At 41.7% G+C, this 23,265-nt stretch carries 20 protein-coding genes and 1 riboswitch; of the genes, 4 read left to right on the top strand and 16 right to left on the bottom strand.

The genetic code is table 11. From position 1 onward, the window contains the following. Positions 1-35: 35 nt before the first annotated feature. The 3 genes from IAE19_RS00720 to prfB form a co-directional block, all read right to left on the bottom strand. Positions 36-1,106, bottom strand: coding sequence for an alkene reductase (locus IAE19_RS00720; protein WP_200459035.1), 1,071 nt, complete (start codon positions 1,104-1,106; stop codon positions 36-38). Between the two features lie 24 nt (positions 1,107-1,130). Further along, on the bottom strand, positions 1,131-1,430 hold the full coding sequence (locus tag IAE19_RS00715; RefSeq protein ID WP_200459034.1) for an ArsR/SmtB family transcription factor: 300 nt from the start codon (positions 1,428-1,430) through the stop codon (positions 1,131-1,133). Between the two features lie 161 nt (positions 1,431-1,591). Continuing rightward, positions 1,592-2,687, bottom strand: a protein-coding gene (prfB, locus tag IAE19_RS00710) for a peptide chain release factor 2 (RefSeq protein ID WP_200459033.1) whose coding sequence is annotated in 2 segments (ribosomal slippage) — positions 1,592-2,614 and positions 2,616-2,687 — 1,095 coding nt in all. Because the reading frame shifts where the segments join, the coding sequence is not laid out codon by codon here. A 463-nt stretch (positions 2,688-3,150) separates the two neighbouring features. Between prfB and IAE19_RS00705 the strand changes: the two genes are divergently transcribed. From IAE19_RS00705 to IAE19_RS00695, 3 genes are all read left to right on the top strand, one after another. Then, a complete protein-coding gene (locus IAE19_RS00705) occupies positions 3,151-3,918 on the top strand; it encodes a putative porin (RefSeq protein WP_200459032.1) in 768 nt (255 codons plus the stop codon). A 216-nt stretch (positions 3,919-4,134) separates the two neighbouring features. Further along, entirely contained in the window at positions 4,135-4,512 is a 378-nt protein-coding gene (locus IAE19_RS00700; protein ID WP_004985833.1) for a hypothetical protein, read from the top strand. Then, a complete protein-coding gene (locus IAE19_RS00695; RefSeq protein ID WP_004985834.1) occupies positions 4,509-4,727 on the top strand; it encodes a helix-turn-helix transcriptional regulator in 219 nt (72 codons plus the stop codon). Before IAE19_RS00700 ends, IAE19_RS00695 begins: the two co-directional genes overlap by 4 nt. Before the next feature lie 87 nt (positions 4,728-4,814). Here IAE19_RS00695 and recJ read toward each other — a convergent pair whose 3' ends face one another. The 9 genes from recJ to IAE19_RS00650 all read right to left on the bottom strand — a co-directional run bounded on the left by recJ (position 4,815) and on the right by IAE19_RS00650 (position 18,070). Next, positions 4,815-6,518: a single-stranded-DNA-specific exonuclease RecJ gene (gene recJ, locus IAE19_RS00690; RefSeq protein ID WP_200459031.1), complete on the bottom strand. Its 1,704-nt coding sequence runs from the start codon at positions 6,516-6,518 to the stop codon at positions 4,815-4,817. Further along, positions 6,519-7,175: a pyridoxamine 5'-phosphate oxidase gene (gene pdxH, locus IAE19_RS00685; RefSeq protein WP_200459030.1), complete on the bottom strand. Its 657-nt coding sequence runs from the start codon at positions 7,173-7,175 to the stop codon at positions 6,519-6,521. 11 nt (positions 7,176-7,186) lie between these two features. After that, positions 7,187-8,524, bottom strand: a complete 1,338-nt coding sequence (glmM, locus tag IAE19_RS00680; protein ID WP_200459029.1) for a phosphoglucosamine mutase — start codon at positions 8,522-8,524, stop codon at positions 7,187-7,189. Between the two features lie 121 nt (positions 8,525-8,645). Continuing rightward, entirely contained in the window at positions 8,646-10,112 is a 1,467-nt protein-coding gene (gene guaB / locus IAE19_RS00675) for an IMP dehydrogenase (protein ID WP_200459028.1), read from the bottom strand. A 110-nt stretch (positions 10,113-10,222) separates the two neighbouring features. Beyond that, positions 10,223-11,239 (bottom strand): AI-2E family transporter, encoded by a 1,017-nt coding sequence (locus IAE19_RS00670; protein WP_200459027.1) that lies wholly within the window; start codon positions 11,237-11,239, stop codon positions 10,223-10,225. A gap of 275 nt (positions 11,240-11,514) precedes the next feature. Continuing rightward, positions 11,515-12,090, bottom strand: a complete 576-nt coding sequence (locus IAE19_RS00665; RefSeq protein WP_200459026.1) for a TMEM165/GDT1 family protein — start codon at positions 12,088-12,090, stop codon at positions 11,515-11,517. 93 nt (positions 12,091-12,183) lie between these two features. Continuing rightward, positions 12,184-12,290: riboswitch (yybP-ykoY riboswitch) on the bottom strand. Between the two features lie 141 nt (positions 12,291-12,431). After that, the gene (locus tag IAE19_RS00660; RefSeq protein ID WP_200459025.1) at positions 12,432-14,417 is read right to left on the bottom strand and encodes a 2-oxo acid dehydrogenase subunit E2; all 1,986 of its coding nucleotides are present in this window, start codon (positions 14,415-14,417) and stop codon (positions 12,432-12,434) included. Between the two features lie 3 nt (positions 14,418-14,420). Next, entirely contained in the window at positions 14,421-17,138 is a 2,718-nt protein-coding gene (gene aceE / locus IAE19_RS00655; RefSeq protein WP_200459024.1) for a pyruvate dehydrogenase (acetyl-transferring), homodimeric type, read from the bottom strand. 230 nt (positions 17,139-17,368) lie between these two features. After that, positions 17,369-18,070, bottom strand: a complete 702-nt coding sequence (locus IAE19_RS00650; RefSeq protein ID WP_200459023.1) for a M23 family metallopeptidase — start codon at positions 18,068-18,070, stop codon at positions 17,369-17,371. A 111-nt stretch (positions 18,071-18,181) separates the two neighbouring features. Between IAE19_RS00650 and IAE19_RS00645 the strand changes: the two genes are divergently transcribed. Next, the gene (locus tag IAE19_RS00645; RefSeq protein WP_200459359.1) at positions 18,182-18,625 is read left to right on the top strand and encodes a DUF721 domain-containing protein; all 444 of its coding nucleotides are present in this window, start codon (positions 18,182-18,184) and stop codon (positions 18,623-18,625) included. Between the two features lie 97 nt (positions 18,626-18,722). On the opposite strand, the gene lpxC is transcribed toward IAE19_RS00645, so the two are convergent. The 4 genes from lpxC to IAE19_RS00625 all read right to left on the bottom strand — a co-directional run bounded on the left by lpxC (position 18,723) and on the right by IAE19_RS00625 (position 23,264). Beyond that, complete coding sequence (lpxC, locus tag IAE19_RS00640) at positions 18,723-19,625, bottom strand: UDP-3-O-acyl-N-acetylglucosamine deacetylase (RefSeq protein ID WP_200459022.1); 903 nt, start codon at positions 19,623-19,625, stop codon at positions 18,723-18,725. Between the two features lie 110 nt (positions 19,626-19,735). Further along, a complete protein-coding gene (ftsZ, locus tag IAE19_RS00635) occupies positions 19,736-20,914 on the bottom strand; it encodes a cell division protein FtsZ (RefSeq protein WP_200459021.1) in 1,179 nt (392 codons plus the stop codon). A 168-nt stretch (positions 20,915-21,082) separates the two neighbouring features. Continuing rightward, positions 21,083-22,345: a cell division protein FtsA gene (gene ftsA / locus IAE19_RS00630; RefSeq protein ID WP_200459020.1), complete on the bottom strand. Its 1,263-nt coding sequence runs from the start codon at positions 22,343-22,345 to the stop codon at positions 21,083-21,085. 64 nt (positions 22,346-22,409) lie between these two features. After that, on the bottom strand, positions 22,410-23,264 hold the full coding sequence (locus tag IAE19_RS00625; protein ID WP_200459019.1) for a cell division protein FtsQ/DivIB: 855 nt from the start codon (positions 23,262-23,264) through the stop codon (positions 22,410-22,412). Position 23,265: the final 1 nt, after the last annotated feature.

Raw genomic sequence — 23,265 nt, 5'->3', positions numbered from 1 at the left:
TGTTAAAGTACACCGCTCTAAAGAAAATTAGCTATTTATGCTTTAAGTGTATGCTCAGCTAGAACAGGATAATCTGTATAACCGACTGCACCTTTGGCATAAATGGTTTCAGGATTGAGTTCATTTAATGGCGCACCTGTTTCCAGACGAGTCAACAAATCTGGATTGGCGATATAGGCTTTACCAAAAGAAACCGCATCCGCTTCATTGTTCGCTAAAATTGCTTTGGCTGATTCAGGACTAAGATTTTCATTGGCAATCCAAGCTCCTGTAAATTGCTGACGCAATTGTGGACTAATACTGTCTTCAGCTTGATATTCACGTGAAAAAACAAAGGCAATATGGCGCTGACTGAGTTGTTGCATCACATAACCAAACGTTTCAAGTGGATTGGCATCGCCCATGTCATGCGAATCTGCTCTTGGAGCAATATGAACTCCAACACGTCCCGCACCCCAAACATCAATAAATGCATCCACCACTTGCAACAATAACCGTGCCCGATTTTCTAGCGTTCCGCCATATTCATCATCACGCTGATTGGTGGTACTTTGCAAAAATTGATCAATCAAATAACCATTGGCAGCATGTAACTCCACCCCATCAAAACCAGCGACCTTCGCCAACTCTGCTGCGTGTTTATATTGCGCAACAATCTCCTGAATTTCTTCAATTGATAAAGCGCGTGGCGTAACAAAAGGACGTTTTGGTCGTAATAAGCTTACATGTCCAGCAGGTTGAATCGCACTTGGCGCCACAGGAGTATCGCCATCCAGAAGTTCTGGATCAGAAATACGCCCAACATGCCAAAGTTGAACCACAATTTTGGAGCCTTGCGCATGTACAGCTTCAACAATTGGATGCCATGCCTGCGCCTGTTCCTCAGACCAAAGCCCAGGTGTCTCTGCATAACCCACTGCTTTTGGAGCAATGACCGTCGCTTCAGTCAGGATCAAACCCGCATTGGCACGCTGCGCATAATATTCCTGCATAAGTGGATTAGGAATACGGCTTTCACCACTACGCGCACGCGTTAAGGGAGCCAGCACCAGACGATTTTTAATTTCAAAATCGCCAATTTTCAGTGGAGAATTCAATTCAGCCATAATTGCCTCGGCTCACGCTACTGATTATAGCGCTTGTTTTAAATGATCGAGATATTGCTGAATCAATGCTTCATTACGCGAAAAATAGGACCATTGACCATATTTTTCAACCTTGATCAGACCTGCCTGCTGTAATACAGACAAATGATTAGACATGGTGGATTGGGAAACATTACCTAAACGTTCAATGTGACCCGCACAGATACCACGCTCAAAATTGCCACACTCTTCCATCGGCAAATATTGGGCAGGTTGCTTCAACCATTGCAAAATTTGCCGACGAGTCGGATTGGCTAAGGCTTTAAAAATCGCATCTACATCCATAAACGTTGCTCATGGGCTAAATGACAAAGCATTGTTCAGCATCTATAATCATTATATCGAATAATTACGATATTAATATTCATTTTTTTAAATATTAATATCTATTTTTATAGATATATCGTAATGAGATGTAACGTTAGCTTTGCCAAGTGACTTTTAACTTAGAGACCTTGTTTTAAACTGGCCTCAATAAACTTGTCCAGATCACCATCTAGCACAGCGCCAGTATTGGAGTTTTCAACCCCAGTTCTTAGATCTTTAATACGTGAATCATCAAGAACATAAGAGCGAATCTGACTGCCCCACCCAATATCGGATTTGGAGTCTTCAAGTGCTTGTGCTGCTTCATTACGTTTGCTCATTTCCAGCTCATAGAGCTTGGCACGTAACTGCTTCCATGCATGATCACGGTTGGCATGTTGCGAGCGCTGGTTTTGACACGCGACCACAATACCCGTTGGAGTATGGGTTAAACGTACTGCCGAATCGGTTTTGTTAATATGCTGACCGCCCGCACCCGAAGCACGATAAGTATCAGTACGTACATCAGATGGATTGATTTCAATCTCGATATTGTCATCAATTTCTGGTGAAACAAACACTGCACTAAACGAAGTATGACGGCGGTTACCACTGTCAAATGGGGACTTACGCACTAAACGGTGTACACCAGATTCGGTACGCAACCAGCCATAGGCATATTCACCTTCAACCCGAATAGTTGCAGATTTTATCCCCGCGACGTCACCATCAGATTCTTCCATCAATTCAGCTTTGAAACCATGACGTTCAATCCAACGCATGTACATGCGTAATAACATGGATGCCCAGTCTTGTGCTTCAGTACCACCAGAACCAGCCTGAATCTCGACATAGCACGGATTTGGATCCATCGGATTACTAAACATACGACGGAATTCCAACTTGGCCAGTTCTTCTTCTGCCGTACCAAGTTCACTTTCAACATCGACCAATAAGCTTTCATCATCGGCTTCAACAGCTAGGTCTAGCATGGCTTTGGCATCTTCTAACTGATCAGCCAAACCCTCTAGAACACCAATTACATTTTCAAGCTCGCCTTTTTCTTTAGCCATCGCTTGGGCACGACTCTGGTCATTCCAGATCGCAGGATCTTCTAATTCACGCAGGACTTCTTCTAACCGTTCTTTTTTCAGATCGTAGTCAAAGATACCCCCGTAGCGTTTGACTACGTTCAGTTAAATCTTTTAGTTGGTTTAGATAAGGATTAATTTCCACGCGATTGTGCTCACATCAAAAATAAATAGCGCATTATTTTAGCATAAAGTGTTTTTTAAGGGATGATTTGAAAATATTCCGTTTATAGTCGGCATAAAAGCGCGTCATATAACGGAGGAATAAACTTAAAAATGTCTGAATAAGTTTTTCATATTCACTAAATTAAGCGGTAATTTTTTGCTATAAAATCATCTCTATCATGATGTGCAATAGAGATATTTACTCACAAAAATGCGCTTTTTTTGCGCAACCCCATACAATACTCACAAAACAATGTATCTTTTAATAAAACAAAACATTTGTAAAATAATTTTAAAATCAAATAGTTGATACATTTTTTTTACATAGAACTTACAATATTACAGTACAGTTACTATCTCAAGATTGACGCACTCTTTTTTTCCACTAGACTGAAGTTGTAACAAAAGATTTATTTTAAAAACTTTGGAGGGGAGATTTTTCCATGAAAAAATTAGCAATTGCATCTGCTTTATTGTCGACATTGGCATTTGTAGGCACAGCACATGCTTATCAAGCAGAAGTGGGTGGTTCACTCGATTATCTAGATCCAGATGATAGTAGTAGTGTGACAAAATTTGGCGTAGATGGAACTTATTATTTCAATCCAGTCCAAACTCGTAACTCACCACTTGCTGAAGCTGCCTTCCTTGATCGTGCCAGCAATGTAAATGCACATGTTAAATATGGTGATAACAGCGGTACTAAAGATACCAACTATGGTGTAGGTGCTGAATACTATGTTCCAAATTCAGATTTCTATTTAAGTGGTAATGTTGCACGTGATGAGCTTGAATACGACAACATTAATGCTGAACGTAAATTAACAACGTATGGTGCTGAAGTCGGTTATTTACCTGTACCTGGCTTACTCGTTGCTTTAGGTCTTAAAGGCTACGACGTAAAAGGGGGTGATGATGGTGTTGATCCAACACTACGCGCCAAATATGTGACTCAAATGGGTCAACATGACGTAAACCTTGAAGCTTATGGCGGTTTTGGTGATCTTGATGAATTCAGCGTACGTGGTGACTACTACCTAGATAAAACCTTAAGTCTTGGTGTGGATTACTACAACAATGACTCTTTAGATAAAGATGAATGGGGCATTAATGCCAAGAAATTCCTGAATCAACAAGTCAGCGTTGAAGGCCGTGTCGGTTTCGGTGATAACTACAATACTTATGGTGTACGTGCCGCTTACCGTTTCTAATCGAAACATGAGTTATAAAAAATCGCTCAAATCGAGCGATTTTTTTATTTTAAAACTTAATGAATATAACTTATTTATTTCAGTCAGCATTGTCCCCCATCTTTTATTTAATTTTTATTTTAGTAAACGTTTACACCTCCAAAATGTAAAGAAAACTTTACATTTTTATAAATTACGAATACTCTTAATGTAAAGTAAACTTTACATAGGTATCCAATGAATAAATCTCGTGCTGTTCTGGAATTAGTTTTAGCCATTACATTTTATGTGGTGATCTTAATTATTTCATTAAAAGCACTTACTCATATTGAAAATCAATCGTTAAAAGTCTTGGTTTCTTTACTTCCCGTGCTTCCCGTTATACTGGTGATCTGGGTTATTATTCGTCAATTTATTCGTTTTGATGAATTACAGCGTAAAATTCAATTACAAGCACTCGCCATTAGTTTCCTCGGCACCGCATTCCTTACTTTTAGCTACGGCTTTTTGGAAAATATTGGATTTCCCAAACTGACCATGTTTATTGTCTGGCCTATGATGGGAACCTTTTGGTCAATGAGTACAATTATAGGTTCTTGGTATTACAATCGATGAGAAATAAGCTTCCTACACTACGCAAAAATCAAGGATTATCGCAAAATGATTTGGCTGTTTTGCTGGGTGTGTCTCGCCAAACGATTAATGCCATTGAAAAAGGCCGTTATGACCCGAGTCTGTCTCTGGCATTCAAATTATCAAGACAGTTTAAATTAACAATTGAGGAAATATTTCCTCAAGATGAAAACAGCTCAGATCACGCTATTGAATAAATAAGAACGCTTTCATTTCACATAAAAAGGGCAAAATAAAAGCAAGTTCGTTATTTAGCCTACTTTTATGTTGTTTTCTAAATTCAATTATTGTTCTAAATAAATAATCCGTAGCTGTAAGCTGACCGAACCATTAAATTGATTGCGCTCCAGTTCATACACCAGCCGCACACTTTCTTTCATTGGATTGAATTCAAATTTATCTTTTGCATTAAAGGCAATAGCATCCACTGTTGCACCATGATCCAAAGCCAGTTTAAGCTTCAAATGACTCTCTTTGAGCCAGCGATAGTCTAGTACCTGAAACTCACCTTCAAACTGAGGTAAGGGAAATTTATGTCCCCACGGCCCAAGCTGCTCAATTTGGTTCAACATTTCCAAATGAAAAGCATCATGAGGTAAACGGCCATCTGTCCATAGGGTCGCCTGAAATAACTCCTGATCCATATCCGCCAGCAAATCTGTAAAATGCTGTTTAAACGCCTGAAAATGATCTTTATGCAAGGTTAAACCTGCCGCTGCCGCGTGTCCACCAAAATGACTAATCAAATCAGGATGACGCTCCGCCACACGTTCAATTGCATCACGAATATGAATGCCATCAATAGAACGTGCTGAACCCTTAATATGCTGCCCATCTTCATCGGGTGCAAACACAATACTAGGACGATGAAATTGTTCTTTTAAACGTCCTGCAACAATCCCGATTACCCCCTGATGCCAACTCTGTTCAAATAAGACCAATGCGGGAGGAATACACTCCATTTCCAGTTGAAGCTGTGCCAGATAATCGAGTGCCTGTTGCTTCATACTGGTTTCGACTTGGCGGCGTTCCACGTTGAGCTGATTCAGTTGTACTGCAATCTCATAAGCTTTGGCATAGTCATCTGCCAATAGGCACTCAATCCCAATATTCATGCTGTCCATGCGTCCAGCAGCATTAATACGTGGTCCGAGCACAAACCCTAAATCTTGCGCTTTTAAACTGGCAGCATCGCGTTTAGAGATTTCCAACAACGCTAAAATGCCCAAGCGACATTGCTGTTGCTGAATACGTTTTAAACCAGCATCCACCAAAATTCGATTGTTATAGTCCAGACTGGCCACATCTGCATACGTTCCCAACGCCACAAGATCCAGATACTGGCTGATTTTAGAACTACTCTTTTTGAACTTACTACGATACGTGGCTAGATTTGCCAGTAAGTAAAAAGCAACCCCGACCCCCGCCAGTGCTTTACTTGGAAACTCACAGCCCAATTGGTTAGGATTAACCACCGCCTCAGCCAGCGGAGTAGCTTTGGTGGTAAGGTGATGGTCAGTAATAATGACGTTCATCCCTAAAGCATGACAATGCTCAACACCTGCATGACTAGAAATACCATTGTCCACGGTAATAAGTAGATCTGGTTGAAAACGCTGATGCGCCAGTTCTGCAATAGCAGGTGTTAATCCATAGCCATATTTAAAGCGATCAGGCACCAAATACTCTACATCTGCGCCCATATCACGCAGTACCAATATCATTAATGCCGTACTGGTCGCACCATCAGCATCATAATCCCCCACAATCACGATCTTTTGTTGCTGATCAATGGCCTGATCAATCAGTTCAATGGCTTTATCCAGATCTTTAAGTTGTGGAGCAAGCAAATGTTTGAGTTTTAAATCAAGTTCATCGCTTGAGCTGACCCCGCGACGTGCCAGAATTTCAGCAATAAAAGGAGGCACATCTTGAAATTGTTCAGGATGTGTCAATAAAGGGCGCTGTTTAATTTGAAATTGGGTCATTTAAGGCATTAAACGCTGTAACTTCCATGTACCGTCCACTTTCTCATAACTTAATCGGTCATGTAAACGGTTAGGTCTGCCTTGCCAGAATTCATAATAATCAGGCTGTACACGATATCCGCCCCAAAATTCAGGTTTTGGAAGTTCAGCTTTGTCTCCAACCTGATCATGTAACTGATGAAAGCGCTGTTCCAATACATCCCGATTTTCAACTACACCGCTTTGTGGCGTACTGATATGTGCCGCAATCTGGCTATCTCGCGGACGCTTATGATAATAATCAATCGCTTCCAACTCAGAGATTTTATTGACCCGACCACTGATACGAATCTGTCGTTCTAGATCATGCCAATAAAAAAGCAGTTCAACATAAGGATTTTCAGCTAAGTCCTGCCCTTTTTGGCTGTCATAGTTGGTATAAAAATCGTAGCCTGCTTCAGTTGCACCACGCAGTAAGAGCGTCCGCACATGAGGTCGACCTTGTAAATTACAAGTAGCAACCGACATAGCATAAGGTTCATGCACCTTGGCTTCCAGTGCGTAATTAAACCACTGCAAAAATTGCTCATGAGGATTTAGGCTCACTTGATTCTCATACAGCTCACCTTTTTCATAGCTGAGACGCAGTTCACTCAAGTCTTTAATCAGGTCAATCATATTTGTACCTCTTAGGCAGCGGTAGCGTGATTGCGTACTGCTTCAGCTAACTGATTGGCCAATGCAACAACTTCTTCGTGTTGATCACCTTCAACCATCACTCGAATGACTGGCTCTGTGCCTGACTTACGAATCAGTAAACGACCACGTCCTTTAAGTTGAGCTTCGGCTTTTTCAAATTCGCTGACCAAAGCAGGCACTGCATAAGGATCGATCATTTGATCAAGACGAACATTCACTAAGACCTGAGGAAATAGTTTAAAGTCAGCCACCAATTCATGCAGTGCCTTTTCCTGTTCGACCATGACCGTCAAAACTTGCAGTGCTGCAATAATCGCATCACCTGTGGTGCTTTTATCCAAAGTTAAAATATGACCTGATGGTTCACCACCAGTCACCCAATTATTTTCCTCAAGGGCTTGCAGTACATAGCGATCACCCACTTTAGCGCGAACAAAAGGTACTTCAGCTTTTTCAAGTGCCAATTCCAGTGCCATGTTACTCATGACGGTACCCACAATACCGGCAGGCTTGTTATTGGCCTGAGTTGCCAAAATATAGAGGATATGATCACCATCCACTTGATGGCCAAACTGATCGACCATAATGACACGGTCAGCATCGCCATCAAAAGCGATTCCTAAATCTGCTTGATGTTCTACTACTGCTTTTTGTAGATTTTCAGGATGGGTTGATCCGCAATGTTCATTAATATTCAAACCATTCGGTTCGTTATATAGCGCAATAACTTTGGCACCTAATTCACGGAAAACCGCAGGCCCAACGCTATAAGCCGCACCATTGGCACAATCCACCACAATCTTTAAATTGCGTAGATCAAAATGATACGGAAAAGTCGATTTACAGAATTCGATATAACGTCCATTGGCATCTTTAATCCGTACGCTTTTACCCAGATTAGCGGTATTTTCGATCTGGATATCTTGTTCTAATTCTTTATTAATTTGTTCCTGTAAATCATCTGGTAATTTTTTCCCTTCACTAGAAAAAAACTTAATCCCATTATCATAATAAGGATTATGTGAGGCAGAAATGACAATCCCTGCATGTGCATGTAACGCACGAGTTAAATGGGCAATGGCGGGAGTCGGGAGCGGACCTAATAAATGTACGTAAACACCAGCAGCGTTAAGACCTGCTTGCAAAGCTGCTTCCAGAATGTAACCAGAAAGTCGTGTATCTTTCCCTAAAACGACCAGTGGCTTTGCTTTTGGATTGGTACGTTTGAGAACCTTACCCGCAGCAAATCCTAATTTTAATGCAAACTCAGGGGTAATTGGCATTTCTCCAAATTTTCCACGAATGCCATCTGTTCCAAAATAACTCATGTTCTACTCACTTATTATGGACTGCTCGATCACAGCCTTTCTCTCATCCTGATTACTTTACACCAAAACAAAAATGCCGTCAGTGAACTGACGGCATTTTCCTGTGTGGGTATGGTGAAAATTAACCCACCCGATAGTTTGGTGCTTCTTTGGTAATGGTCACATCATGTACGTGTGATTCCTGCATACCCGCAGAAGTAATTTTGACAAACTTGGTATTCTGACGCATATCTTCAATATTGGCAGAACCTGTATAGCCCATCGATGAACGTAAACCACCCATCATTTGATGCACAATCGCACTCATAGGACCTTTATAAGGAACACGACCTTCGATGCCTTCTGGTACTAGTTTTTCAACACCCGCCTTGGCATCCTGAAAATAACGGTCAGATGAACCCGTTGCACCAGACATTGCGCCAAGTGAACCCATACCACGATACGCTTTATAATAGCGCCCCTGGAAGAACTCAACTTCACCTGGAGCCTCTTCAGTACCCGCCATGAGGGAACCTACCATAATCGTACTCGCACCCGCAGCAATGGCTTTAGCCAAGTCGCCTGAGTAACGAATACCACCGTCGGCAATTAATGGAATTTGTTCTTTTAGGGCAGAAGCAACATTATCAATTGCTGAAATCTGGGGAACACCAATACCTGCGACAATACGTGTAGTACAAATCGACCCAGGACCAATCCCAACTTTCACCGCATCTGCACCAGCATCTAGTAAAGCTAATGCAGCATCACCCGTTGCAATATTGCCACCGATTACCTGAACTTGCGGGTAGTTTTGCTTAACCCAGCGTACCCGTTCAATTACACCTGCAGAGTGACCATGTGCAGTATCCACTACGATTACATCGGCACCTGCTTCAACCAAAGCTTCAACACGTGCAGGTGTTTCAGCACCTGTACCGACCGCAGCACCAACACGCAAACGACCTAAGTCATCTTTACAGCTATTTGGATAAAGCTCGGCTTTACGAAAGTCAGTTACCGTGATCAGACCTTTCAAGGCATGGCTGTCATCGACCACCAATACTTTTTCGATCCGATGCTTTTGCAGTAGAGCCTGAATGTTTTCTTTGGACTCACCTTCTTTCACTGTCACTAAGCGATCTTGTGGCGTCATGATATTGCTGACAGGCTGATCCAGATTCGTTTCAAAACGTGTATCACGCCCTGTAACAATCCCAACAACTTTGCCATCTTTTACGACAGGTACACCGCTAATATTATTGGCCTGTGTAATAGCAATTAGTTCACCTACAGTCGTTTCAGGCGTAACCGTAATTGGGTCTTTCACCATACCTGCTTCAAATTTTTTGACACGGCGCACTTCAGCTGCTTGTGCGGCAATATCCATATTTTTATGCAAAATACCAATACCGCCATTTTGAGCCATGGCAATCGCCATACGTGACTCAGTCACTGTATCCATAGCAGCCGAAACGAGAGGAATATTAAGTTGAATACCGCGGGTCAAACGTGTCTTTAAGGAGACATCTTTTGGAAGAACTGTAGAGTAGGCAGGGAGTAATAAGACATCATCGAAGGTCAACGCTTCTTGAACGATGGTCAGCATAACAATCTCACTGGTAGTTTCCGTGCGCTATTATAAACAAATTTGCCATTAATTTTCATTTTTATTGTGGGAATTTTTCAGCCCATGCCTAATTTTTGCTAAACAAAAGCTTAAATAAGCCCAGCTTGCTTCATCTCATTTTTGAAATATGCATAATAAATGGGTGCAGCAACTAAACCACCTAAACCAAAAATTGCCTGTAGTACCAACATCGCAATTAATAATTCCCAAGCTTTCGCATTGATTCTTTGTCCTACGATATCGGCATTTAAAAAATATTCCAGTTTATGAATTAGCACGAGATAAACCAGCGCAATACCCGCTGTTGTAAAGGAAACACTGACTGCAGATAGTACGACTAGCGTATTAGACATTAAATTACCCACTACGGGTAGCAACCCCAGTACAAAGGTTAAAATAACCAATGTTTTTCCAAAGGGTAAATGCATACCTAATAACGGTAAAGCAATGAAAATAAACAGACCTGATAAAACCGTATTAATTAGGGAAATTTTCACCTGTGCAAAGACGACATTTTTAAATGCCTGATAAAGCACATGCAACCGTTGTAGGCAAGCTCGACGAAAACTTGGAGTGTGTTCATCTTCCTGCGGGGGATTGAGCGAAATAAGCGCACCTAAAATCATGCCAATAATCATGGTGACAAAAGCATGTAATACGTCAGTTCCAGCATGTTGTAAGGTTCCGGCATGATCTTTTGACCATCTCAACAAATAGTCTTTCATTTCATCAATACTTTCAGGAAATATTCCCAAAAAATATCCACTAAACTCCTGCTGAAATTTATGTAGTAATGCATCAATATTGGTACTGACAGCCGATAAACCGCCATCTTTTAAATCGTGCACGACATAAGCACTTAAGCTAACCACCAAAAAAACCAGCACGCTAATAATAATGACACTAAACAAAGCAACCACTGCCAGACGGCTGTATCTGCGATTGAAGAAACCTTCGATATAAGGACTTAAGCTGGTGACCAAAGCATATATCAATAAACCAGATAGCAAACCTACCAATAAATGCAGGGGAATAATGATCAACAACATTAAAGGAATGACGATATAACTGGCAATCAGACTTTGTCGTTCATTCAACAGCTGCATTTTTTGGTCCTGTATTCTAATCAGAATAAAAATATCAATAGGAGTTTTAACCTTACTGCTATTTTAAAATAGAGTCACTATCAAAATCTGTTATGAATTGCTCATTTGTTTAGATCATAAAATTATTTTCTGCATGATCACTTTACTATTGAATCAATTTTCTATTTAAAAGCATATCTCTTTACTTACTTTTCTATTCACATGATACAAAAATTTCAAAATAAAATATAAAAAAGCATCTGTGAACAGATGCTTAAATTATGTCTAAACTAGAATTAAAAAAAGTAATGCTGTACCAAAGTTGAAATTCCAACAATTAGAAAAATGGCCGCGCCAATTTTATGAATCAAGGAAATTGGCAAACGATCCGCCATTTTATTACCAATAAATACTGCTGGAGCATTTGCGATCATCATGCCTATCGTCGTTCCAAGCATAACCCAAAATACGCTATCGAAACGAGCCGCGAGAGCAACTGTTGCAATTTGAGTTTTATCTCCAATTTCAGCAAGGAAAAACAGGATAAAGGTTGCGCCAAACACACCGAAGCGTTGCCATTTATTAATACTATCAGTTTCATCGTCCAGTTTATCTGGAATCAACATCCAAAGCGCCATTCCAATAAATCCAACAGCTAATACCCATACCATGACAGTTGGATTGAGTACCGTGGTGAGCCATTGACCTAACACAGCGGATAAACCGTGGTTAATGGTGGTGGCCAATAAAATAGCGATGAGGATAGGAACAGGTTTGCGGAACCGGGCAGCGAGTAAAAGCGCAAGGAGCTGGGTTTTGTCGCCCATTTCAGCAAGGGCAACAACAGAAGTCGAAATCAGGAATTCTTGCATATCTGTTCTCTGGCTAGCATATATACCTATGACCTACCGCCCCTGCTAGCCAAAAAGTGCAGAACGATAAATCAAAGGTCTTGCCAACTCAGGAACGCGAAAAACGTTCAAGCTATGATGACCATGTTCAGTTGAACAATTATGTTGATCATCACCCAATTACTTTGCGTAATTGGAGGCTACTCCCCAATGAAGTAAAGCCAGTTTAACGGGCTTTTACTATTTTTTCAAATCGATTTTCTATCTTATTGGGCCTTTTTTATGTAGATACAAGCAAATAGTTGGCCCCAATTTCAATTATAAAAAAACCCCGCCAAAGCGAGGTCTTTTTATAAGAGACATTAGATCAGTAACGTACGAATATCTTTAAGCAATTTGGTTAGCTTGTTGGTAAACCGCGCTGCATCAGCACCATTAATGACACGGTGATCATAAGAAAGCGATAATGGCAACATTAAACGCGGATCAAAGTCCTTACCATTCCACACAGGCTGCATTGTCGCAGGTGAAATACCTAAAATCGCAACTTGAGGCCAGTTGACTAATGGTGTAAATGCCGTCCCGCCAATTGAACCCAAACTGGTAATGGTAAAGTTAGCGCCTTGTAAGTCTTTTGGTGATAATTTCTTGTCACGTGCTTTTTGACTCAATTCACCCAACTCAACCGCAATTTGTTTAATTGACTTCTGATCTGGGTTACGCAACACCGGTACAGTTAAACCATCAGGTGTCGCCACTGCAATACCCATATGGATTTCGTTCCGCAACAAGACTGATTTTTGATCATCAGCCAAATGTCCTGCAAAATATGGCTCTTCTTTAAGCAAGTGTGCAACAGCTTTAGCGATAAAGGCCAAGATCGTCAGACTAACACCTTGCTTTTTAAAGCCATCTTTCAGCTCACCGCGCCATGCCTCTAGCTCAGTAATATCCGCCAAGTCAAACTGGGTGACTTGAGGAATAAAGTTATTAAGAGATAACTGGGGCACAGACACTTGCTGTAAGCGGGTCATGGTTTTAACTTCACCACCACCAAAAGCACTGAAATCTGGCAATGCTGGCAATCCAGAAGCCACTGCCGCCGCAGCATTCGCTGGGGTTGGCGCAGGTGCAGTCATGCGCTGCTTCACATGGGCATAGATGTCTTCTTTCATCAAACGACCATGTTCACCCGAAGCTTTAACTTGTGCCAGAATCACACCTAGCTCACGTGCTAGTTTACGCACCGCAGGGCCTGCATAAACTTTTGCATTTTCTGCTTCCTGCGCTTGACTCAATTTATTGACCGAGTCGACCACAGCAGCCTTTGGTTGTTCAGCAGGTTTTGCAGCACTTTCTGTTTTTACCGATGCAGTTTGAGCAGCAGGTTTACTGGCTTGCGGTTTGGCTTTAGGCGCTGCTTTTGCTTCACCTTCAATCGTTGCCAGCGCAATGCCCTGTTTAACCTCTTGTCCAACACTGACATGAATCGCTTTTACGACACCTGCAATACTGCTTGGTACTTCGACTGAAGCTTTATCCGATTCAACCACACACAAACTTTGTTGAGCTTCTACGCGATCGCCCACTTGTACCAAAATTTCAGATACCGTGGCTTTATCCACCCCGAGATCAGGTACGTTAATTTCCTGTTCCCCTGAGCTAACAGTTTCCTGTGTATCCGTTTCATCTTCAACAGTTGTTGAAGCGGTCTCGACAGATTGCGCTACGGTATTTTCATTTGCCGTAGTGACCTGTTCACGTCCACCTTGAGTTTTAACTTTTAGCAGAAGTACACCTTCTTTAACTGAGTCTCCCTCTTTTACGGCAACACTCTCAACTGTTCCAGACACAGGGCTCGGCACTTCAACGGATGCTTTATCTGATTCAAGCAAAATCAAACTATCATTTTCAGTAATTTCATCGCCCACTTTAACTAATAGTTCAGCAACCGTTGCTTTTTCTACACCAATATCTGGAACTTGTACTTCCACGATAGTAGTTGCACCAGATGAAGCTGAAATAGTAGGTCGAGTTGCTGGTTTCTTGATAGCTTCAGATGAAGTAGCTTCCGATACTTCTTCAGATTTTACAGCTGCCTTTTCTTCAGTCGCAGCTTCACTTCCACTTTCTAATTCAACTAGAACCGTTCCTTCTGTCACTTCATCGCCTTGGTTGACCAAAATACTTTTGACCACACCGGATGCTGTACTTGGAACCTCGACAGAAGCTTTATCCGATTCAAGTAGAATCAGACTATCATTTTCAGAAATCTGGTCACCAACCTTAACTAAAATCTCGGCAACGGTTGCTTTTTCTACGCCAATATCAGGTGTTTTCACTTGCATCGCTTAGTTCCCCTCACCTGATTGAGTTTCATGGTATTCCGCTACAGGTTGTACTTCAGGATGTGCCTGTGGAGCCCAAGCTACTGGACGATCAGTATCTAACTCAAAGCTAGAAATCGCATCTTTCACCAAACGATTTTCCACTTCGCCTTCATCTGCCAGTTTTTTCAATGTAGCCACCACAATATGTGCTGCATCAACACCGAAATAACTACGCAAATTACCGCGGGTATCCGAACGGCCATAACCATCTGTACCTAGCGTTACATAGGGACGATTGTCTGGTAAATAAGCGCGAATCTGTTCACTATAAGCACGCATATGATCGGTTGCAGACACCACGATACCATCTGTACCACGTAACTGCTGTGATACCCAAGACTCTTTCGTGTCTTCAGCCAGTGGATGTAAGCGGTTATATTCATCACATACCATACCATCACGCGCCAGCTCATTAAAGCTGGTCACACTCCAGATGTTTGAATGAATTTGATATTCTTCACGCAGGATTTTCGCAGCTTTAATTACTTCACGTAAAATAACCCCTGAGCCCAATAACTGAACTGTGGCCTGCTCATCTTTTTCAAAGAGATACATACCACGCTTAATACCTTCTTCTGCACCGTTTGGCATTTCGGGATGTTCGTAGTTTTCATTCATTACCGTTAAGTAATAGAACACACGCTCTTGATTCACATACATACGTTTTAAACCATCATGTACAACAACCGCCAGCTCGTAGCCAAAGCAAGGATCATAAGCGATACAGTTTGGAATAGTTCCCGCCAGAATATGCGAATGCCCATCCTGATGTTGCAAGCCTTCACCATTCAACGTGGTTCGGCCTGCAGTTGCACCAAGCAAGAAACCTTGCGCCTGTGCATCACCTGCGGCCCACGCAATATCACCAATACGCTGGAAGCCAAACATCGAGTAATACATATACATCGGAATCATTGGCAAGTTATTGGTTGAATAACTCGTACCAAGCGCAGCCCATGCACTCATGGCACCCGCCTCGTTAATCCCTTCCTGTAACATATGACCATCTTTGGCTTCACGATAGTTCATGAGCTGTTCATTGTCTTCTGGTGTATATTTCTGTCCATGCGCAGCATAAATACCCAATTGACGGAACATACCTTCCAAACCAAAAGTACGCGCTTCATCTGGAACAATCGGCACAACACGGTCTTTAATTGCTTTTTCTTTAAGCAGGGCCGCGATCAAACGCACCATCACCATAGTGGTAGATTGTTCTTTACCGTTACTGCCGCTTAATACGCTATCAAAAATTGAAATTTCAGGGATCGCCAACGCTTCACTTTCTTTACGACGTGCAGGTAAGTAACCACCCAATGCTTCACGACGCGCTTTCATATATTTCAATTCTGGCGAGTTTTCTGCTGGACGATATAACGGCAACTCTTCAAGTTGCTCATTGGTAAATGGCAAGTTGAAGCGATCACGTACATACTTAAGTGAATCAACATGCATTTTTTTGATCTGGTGAGTTTTATTGACTGCTTCAATCTCATCAGACAAGCCATAACCTTTAACAGTTTTCGCCAAAATTACTGTAGGTTGACCTGTACTCTTCATCGCTTCAGTATAAGCTGCAAATACTTTATACGGATCATGACCACCCCGATTTAGATTATCAATATCTTCATCGCTCAGGTTTTTCACTAATTCTTCAGCTTCAGGATACTTACCAAAGAAGTGCGCACGTGTATAAGCACCGCCCTTCACTTGATAACGTTGATAATCACCATCAACAGCCTCTTCCATCACTGCTTTTAACGCGCCTGATTTATCATTGGCCAGTAAAGGATCCCAGTGACGTCCCCAGACCACTTTAATCACACGCCAGCCTGCGCCACGGAATAAAGATTCAAGTTCCTGAATAATTTTACCATTACCACGTACAGGGCCATCTAAGCGCTGTAAATTACAGTTCACTACCCAAATTAAGTTATCTAACTTTTCACGACCTGCAAGTGAAATGGCACCTGTACTTTCAGGCTCATCCATTTCACCATCACCAAGATAAGCCCAAACTTTACGGTTTTCTTCTTTAATTAGACCTCGGTTCATCAAGTACTTTTGAATGTGGGCCTGATAAATCGACATAATTGGACCAAGACCCATCGATACCGTTGGGAATTGCCAATAATCTGGCATCAAATAGGGATGTGGATAGCTAGATAAACCATTACCGTTAACTTCACGTCGGAAATTATTCAATTGATCTTCAGTCAAACGGCCTTCAAGAAATGAACGGGCATAAATACCAGGTGCGCAATGACCTTGGTAATAAATCATATCGCCGCCAAAACTATCGCTATTAGCACGGAAAAAATGGTTAAAGCCAACATCATATAAGGTAGCTGAAGATGCAAAACTGGCCAAGTGACCACCCAGATCATCACCTGTTTTGTTAGCGCGTAGCACCATTGCCAGTGCATTCCAGCGAATAAGGGCACGGATACGACGCTCCATATCCTGATCACCTGGCATTGCAGGTTGTTCTTCTACTGAAATTGTATTTAAGTAAGGGGTATTTAGGCGCTGAATAGGCACATGCTTCGCAATCGCGCGTTGATAAAGCTTTTCGAGTAAAAAAGCAGCACGTTCTGTACCCATATGCTGCAAAACTGAATCAAATGCATCTTGCCATTCTTGGGTTTCTTGTGCGTCGGAATCACCATAAAACGCCATAATTCACCTTTCCCTTAGTCTACGGTTAGTCCATATTTTTATCATATTTGGTGCAGGTAAAGTTATCCCCACAGGTGAATACAGATTGACAGCATTATTTAGATAATAAATAGTTGATGACTTTTCATTACCTAAAATAACAAAAAATCGCCAATTTAGGCGATTTTTTATACACAATATTTTGAATTTGATGATAGCTTGAATAGAAATGTGATTAATTAAATCCGCATTTATGGAAGTAAAGCGAGATAACTTGATGGATTTTTACGCTCACCATCACGCACTACTTCAAAATGCAGATGAGGACCTGTACAACGGCCTGTACAGCCAACATTGGCAATGTGTTCACCTGCCTGTACCTGATCGCCTGCACGCACCATAATACGTGATGCATGTGCATAGCGAGTAAGGTATCCATTGCCATGATTTACTTCAACGTACTGGCCATAACCTGTACCCCAACCTGCCTTGGTCACGATTCCAGGACCTGTCGCATAAATTGGTGTACCACTTGGAGCAGCCAAGTCAATACCAGAATGTCCACGTGTTGTGCCCATCAGGGTTCGCATACCATATTCAGATGAAACGCGCGTCATATCGGGTAAAGGGTGTTTAATCAACCATGAAGAATAAGGATTATTACTTGAAGCAGAAGCCGAGAATTTAGCTGTGTTACTTGTTTTACCATATTTCTTTTCAAGAGATTCATTGTTTAACTCAACCGTTTTCTCACGTAGTGTCACCGATACTTTAGCCGATGCAGGGAGATCAAGATCATCAGGATGAGTATAAGAGCCTTGCGAAAGCGTACGAGACAATGCTTCTAGGCGATCTGGTGCATCTGGGCTATTCAGTGTTTGATAATCTGCGAAAGCAACTGATGCAGCAGAAGCTGCCAGTGAAAAAGCAAGTAGTATACGTCGCGAATGCATAAAAAAACCTCTTGAACTGTTCTTAAAAAGTTCCTTGCGTGATCTCGTCCTTGATATCTATTGAAATGAGCGTTTAAGATGACAATAATCTGGCGAGGAAAATCCAGCACCATGACTGATCCTAAAAACGTGTTTCAACAAACAAGAAAACACATAAAAACAGGAAACTTAACGTTTCTTACAACGCAAGTCGCACAATGGCAAAGACTTACGAAAGTTATTCAGCCCCTACTGCCACAACCTGAAAATTGGCAGGTGGTCTGTTATCAATATGGTGTTTTGACGATTACCGGTGAAAATCAAGCCATGATTAGTCAACTCGGATATCTTCAAACACAATACATTTCTAAACTTGTTCAACTCGAAGGATTGCATGATTTACAGAAACTTCAGGTTAGATTAAGAAATTCATCCCAAAATCATCATCAAAGTCATGTAACTGAGGTCACTTCTTTACCACCAGAAACACAAGAAATGTTACGAAGTGCTGCTGGATTAGTGAACGACCCTAAGCTTAGCCAAGCTTTGCTGCGTTTGGCAAGCAATAAAAAGTAACAAGCATTTCAAAATATAAATATTCGCTTCAATTATTTTGTGACCTATTTAACACATTTAAAAGTTACAATATAACATAGCCCATCAAGACAATGACTTAGCTCACACTTACATAAGGAATTGGACATTCTTCTTCGTTATCAAATGTTACAATTTCGTAATTATCTGGATCACTTTGAACATTGCGTAATAGCTGATTATTGAGTGCGTGTCCTGATTTATAACCATCAAATTTTGCAATAATTTGATGTCCCATTAAATAAAGATCACCGACTGCATCCAAAATCTTATGTCGCACGAATTCGTCTGCAAAACGTAATCCTTCTTCATTTACCACGCCCGTATCGTCTACCCCAATTGCATTATCCAGACTGGCCCCAAGTGCCAGATTGTTGGCTTTGAGATAATCCAGATCTTTCATAAAACCAAAAGTACGAGCTTCACTCACTTCATAAACAAAAGTTTCAGTTGAAAAATCGATGGTGGCTGATTGGTATTCTTTAGCAAAAGCAGGATGATCAAAATCGATGGTGAAGTTAAGCTGAAAGCCTTCATGTGGACTAAATTTAGCCCGTTTATCATCAATTAAGGCTTCGACAGGTTTCAAAATTTTAATGAATTTTTTAGAAGCATTCTGCTCAATTAGCTCACCTTGCATCAGCAAGTAAATAAAAGGACCAGCACTACCATCCATAATCGGGACTTCGGAAGCAGATACTTCAATAATCAAATTATCAATACCCAAACCCGCAATCGCACTCATCACATGTTCAATGGTGCCCACCTTAATATCATCCTGAACCAAGTTGGAACACATAAAGGCTTCCTGAATAAGCAAAGCATTGGCCTGAATGTCCACAGGTGGGTTGAGATCAATCCGACGAAACACGATTCCCCCATCAATAACATGCGGCAGAAAATTGATCATCACTTTTTGACCACTATGGAGACCAATTCCACTGGCTTTCACCACACGTTTGAGGGTACGTTGTTTCAACATGCTACTCTAACTTCAATTCAAAAACCGCTATACGTTAGCACATTTAGCTATTGATAAAAAACAAAAAAGGCAGTGTAAATACACTACCTTTTCATAAATGATTGATTTTATTACTTGCGTTGCTGATTTTTCAAATAATCCTGAATGCTCATAGGCGATGAACGCGGTGCGGCACCTGCATTGGTTGCAACTGGAGCCTCAGTATTCTGGCGCTTATTAATCGCGGGAACATCATCTTCATCGGTAGGATGTGAACTTGGAACATGGACATGCCCTGCGCTCGCACGTTTTCTTGGCTGTTCTGCCTCTGAAGCGTTACGAGTTAAACCTGTCGCAATCACTGTTACACGTAGTTCATCACGCGCATCCGGATCAAATACGGTTCCATAAAAAATTTCACCTTCATCCAAATCGACAATTTGATTGACCACATCGGTAATAATTTCGGTTTCACGTAAGGTAATGTCATCACCACCTGTAATATTAATCAATACACCTTTAGCATTGATAATATTCACATTATCGAGCAACGGACTACGAATAGCCTGTTCTGCTGCTTGACGCGCACGATCTTCGCCACGTCCTAAACCTGCGCCCATCATGGCATAACCACGAGTACTCATTGCAGTTTTCAAGTCAGCAAAGTCAAGGTTGATGTGACCACGATTTACGACTAAATCAAAAATACTTCGTACCGCATTTAGCAATACATCGTCTGCTTTCTTGTATGCATCTTTCATCGAAATATCGCCATACACACTCAGCAAACGCTGGTTAGGAATGATAATCAATGAGTCTACATGTGCTTCAAGTGCATCAATGCCTTTTTCCGCAGCACGTTGACGGCGTCGCCCTTCAAAGTTAAATGGCGTGGTAACAACACCAACAGTCAAAATTCCCATTTCTTTGGCAACTTCAGCAACGACCGGCGCGGCACCTGTACCAGTCCCGCCCCCCATGCCCGCAGTCACGAACACCATATCCGTGCCTTCGAGATGTTGACGAATCACTTCACGGCTTTCTTCAGCAGCAATTTGACCGACTTCAGGATTAGCTCCAGCACCCAAACCACGAGTACTTTGTTCACCAAGCTGAATTTTAAAAGGTGCATTCATGCTATCAAGTGCTTGTTTGTCCGTATTTGCACAAACAAATTTCACACCTTTAATATCAGACTGCACCATATGTTGTACGGCATTACCACCACCACCACCGACACCAAACACAGTGAAACGGGCTTGACCGTTACTATCGGTTAGTTCATCTTCTATAAATTCAAATGAGGCCATGACCTTTAGGGTTCCTAATTTCAATAAGTGGCAGTCACTTCAGCCCGTACACTGCCTTAATACTTCAAAAAACAATAGATTTTAGAATGCTGTGCAATACTTACCTTGTCAAGTATGACAATTTTCTCTTACAACTTCCAAACAATATTCCCAACAAATGCATACATCTTAAAAAATAGCTTTTAACTTGCTATTCAAAGTATTCCAGCCATTGACTACACGGTCAACAAATGTGCGGTCATTAACTTCATCGGCCTCTTCCACTGCATCTTGCAATTCACTCTGGCTAAAAAGCAAAAGCCCTGCTGCGGTTGCATACATGGAACGTCGCAAAGCAGCCTGATGCTGATCATCAGCATACACCTGCAAAGGTGGATTACCTAAATGTGCAGAAACACCAAGCATACGACGTGCCAGACTGACCATACCTTCAATCTGACAGGCATCTCCAGTTAATACTACACCATGATAGAGACCATTAATCGCACCTGTACGTTCTAGCTCTTCACGAATCTGTGTAAAAATCTCTTCATACCGCGCAATAATGATTTCAGCAAGTTCTATGCGACTAATGGTTTGTGGTCCATCAATCGCCTGTACCTGAATCATGTGGTCTGGCTTCACCACACTTAAGTCAACACAACCATGTAAAATCTTAATGCGTTCTGCTTCTTCAGTTGTAGTTTGTAACACGGCTGCAATATCACGGGTAACATTTTCACCACCACGCTGTAGTGTCCGCGCTAAGGCCAAACGACCATCTAAATAGACCGCTATATTGGTGGTTCCTGCTCCAATATCCAGCAAGCAAACACCATATTCTTTCTCATCTTTCAGCAGACTGGCTTCTGCAGTTGCCAGACTTGACACGACCATTTTTTCAACACCGATATTGGCGCCTTTCATGGCACGATCCAGATTTTGCATGGTACTAATCGGCATCATCATCAACTGATAATGACCCGTCATGCTATGTGCGGACATATTAATCGGATTTTGTACCCATTCTGGTTCATCATCCAGCTCAAAACCCAAAGGTACAGCACTCGCTAGATAATAGTCTGGCGTGACGTGACTGGCTTTAGCCAATTCCAGAGCTCGCACAACTTCATTTGTACTAATCGTATGATCAGCCTTGGCAATCGGGGTACGCCCAGAAGCATAAAAACTTTGTAATTCTGTACTTGGAATCGATACCCATGCGGTATGTACACGACATTCCGCCATATTTTCTGCTTCAGCAACGGCGTTTTTAATTGCGGCAATGACTTTGTCGAGGCTAACAATTTTTCCTTTATTCATGCCACGGTTAGGCGCGTTTGCCATCCCGATGACCTGAATGTTATCCGGTGCGTGAACTCTACCAATTAAAACTGAAACTTTATGTGTCCCAATATCAATCGCAACAATCGAGGGAACAGCTTCACTCATTACTCACTACCACTTGTTCGTTATTTAGTATGGGCAAAAATGCCTGTTATTTTAAAACCATGTATTATGGCTTTGCGGTTATTCCACCTGCAACATTTGTGTCATCATTGGTTACAACAAACTGACCATTTACAATTTTTGGTGGTATTGCATTCTTCCACTGTAGTGATAATCCATTTCGGTATCGTAAATCAATGGCAGAGATTTTGGGCCACACGGGTTTTAAGTCAGTTTGCGCAAGATGACTCAGACGCTGCAACTTGCTCATGGTTTGATCCTGATCCACAATTACCCTTAAACCTGAATCAAACTGCATAAACCAAGTCATTCGTTCAGTTAAGTACAACTCTTTTAACCTGAGATTGACTGGATGAAATAGCTGATTAATTTCGTTATAACGGCGCATCATGGCTTTAGATTGGCTAAGAGGGCCATGTAACATTGGCAGATTAGGGTGATTTTGTGGATCTGCTTCACTAAACACATCACCGCCATCACTTAATAATCGTCCAGTACCCCAACGCGCAATTGCATGACGCGGCAATACACGAACTCGAATACTATTGGGCCAGGCACGTGATACAACCACACGATCAACCCATGAGATCTCAAGCGCTTTATCACGAATCTGCTCCAGATCCGAAGTAAAGTAATTATCTTTAACAATAGGCTGAATGTGTTGAATGAGTTGTTGTTGTTCTGTTGTCGAGTGAGTACCGACGACACTCAATTCAGCAATTTTGGCATCAGTAATAACTTTATATAAGCCAAAAATGCCTAAACCTAGTACCACAAATGCAACCAGCAGTAGTAACCATCCACCCGCATTGACCAGCTTTTGCTTAGGCGAAGGTGGTTTTTCATGGATGGAGGTAATGGCCGCACGACGACGGCGCATAGATGCTGGGAGTTGAGCCATA

The sequence above is a fragment of the Acinetobacter sp. S40 genome, from assembly GCF_016624705.1.
Classification (GTDB): domain Bacteria; phylum Pseudomonadota; class Gammaproteobacteria; order Pseudomonadales; family Moraxellaceae; genus Acinetobacter.
The sequence above is the reverse complement of the archived record's forward strand: the minus strand, read 5'-3'. Positions and strand labels throughout refer to the sequence as shown.

Excerpts from the sequence above, each read along its gene's own strand:
- IAE19_RS00705 (WP_200459032.1), top strand. The coding sequence starts at position 3,151 with ATGAAAAAATTAGCAATTGCATCTGCTTTATTGTCGACATTGGCATTT.
- guaB (WP_200459028.1), bottom strand. The coding sequence starts at position 10,112 with ATGCTGACCATCGTTCAAGAAGCGTTGACCTTCGATGATGTCTTATTA.
- ftsA (WP_200459020.1), bottom strand. The coding sequence starts at position 22,345 with ATGAGTGAAGCTGTTCCCTCGATTGTTGCGATTGATATTGGGACACAT.
- IAE19_RS00665 (WP_200459026.1), bottom strand. The coding sequence starts at position 12,090 with ATGCAAGAATTCCTGATTTCGACTTCTGTTGTTGCCCTTGCTGAAATG.
- IAE19_RS00695 (WP_004985834.1), top strand. The coding sequence starts at position 4,509 with ATGAGAAATAAGCTTCCTACACTACGCAAAAATCAAGGATTATCGCAA.
- IAE19_RS00645 (WP_200459359.1), top strand. The coding sequence starts at position 18,182 with ATGACTGATCCTAAAAACGTGTTTCAACAAACAAGAAAACACATAAAA.
- IAE19_RS00625 (WP_200459019.1), bottom strand. The coding sequence starts at position 23,264 with ATGGCTCAACTCCCAGCATCTATGCGCCGTCGTCGTGCGGCCATTACC.
- IAE19_RS00715 (WP_200459034.1), bottom strand. The coding sequence starts at position 1,430 with ATGGATGTAGATGCGATTTTTAAAGCCTTAGCCAATCCGACTCGTCGG.
- recJ (WP_200459031.1), bottom strand. The coding sequence starts at position 6,518 with ATGACCCAATTTCAAATTAAACAGCGCCCTTTATTGACACATCCTGAA.
- aceE (WP_200459024.1), bottom strand. The coding sequence starts at position 17,138 with ATGGCGTTTTATGGTGATTCCGACGCACAAGAAACCCAAGAATGGCAA.
- ftsZ (WP_200459021.1), bottom strand. The coding sequence starts at position 20,914 with ATGGCCTCATTTGAATTTATAGAAGATGAACTAACCGATAGTAACGGT.
- glmM (WP_200459029.1), bottom strand. The coding sequence starts at position 8,524 with ATGAGTTATTTTGGAACAGATGGCATTCGTGGAAAATTTGGAGAAATG.
- IAE19_RS00660 (WP_200459025.1), bottom strand. The coding sequence starts at position 14,417 with ATGCAAGTGAAAACACCTGATATTGGCGTAGAAAAAGCAACCGTTGCC.
- IAE19_RS00700 (WP_004985833.1), top strand. The coding sequence starts at position 4,135 with ATGAATAAATCTCGTGCTGTTCTGGAATTAGTTTTAGCCATTACATTT.
- lpxC (WP_200459022.1), bottom strand. The coding sequence starts at position 19,625 with ATGTTGAAACAACGTACCCTCAAACGTGTGGTGAAAGCCAGTGGAATT.
- IAE19_RS00650 (WP_200459023.1), bottom strand. The coding sequence starts at position 18,070 with ATGCATTCGCGACGTATACTACTTGCTTTTTCACTGGCAGCTTCTGCT.
- IAE19_RS00720 (WP_200459035.1), bottom strand. The coding sequence starts at position 1,106 with ATGGCTGAATTGAATTCTCCACTGAAAATTGGCGATTTTGAAATTAAA.
- IAE19_RS00670 (WP_200459027.1), bottom strand. The coding sequence starts at position 11,239 with ATGCAGCTGTTGAATGAACGACAAAGTCTGATTGCCAGTTATATCGTC.
- pdxH (WP_200459030.1), bottom strand. The coding sequence starts at position 7,175 with ATGATTGACCTGATTAAAGACTTGAGTGAACTGCGTCTCAGCTATGAA.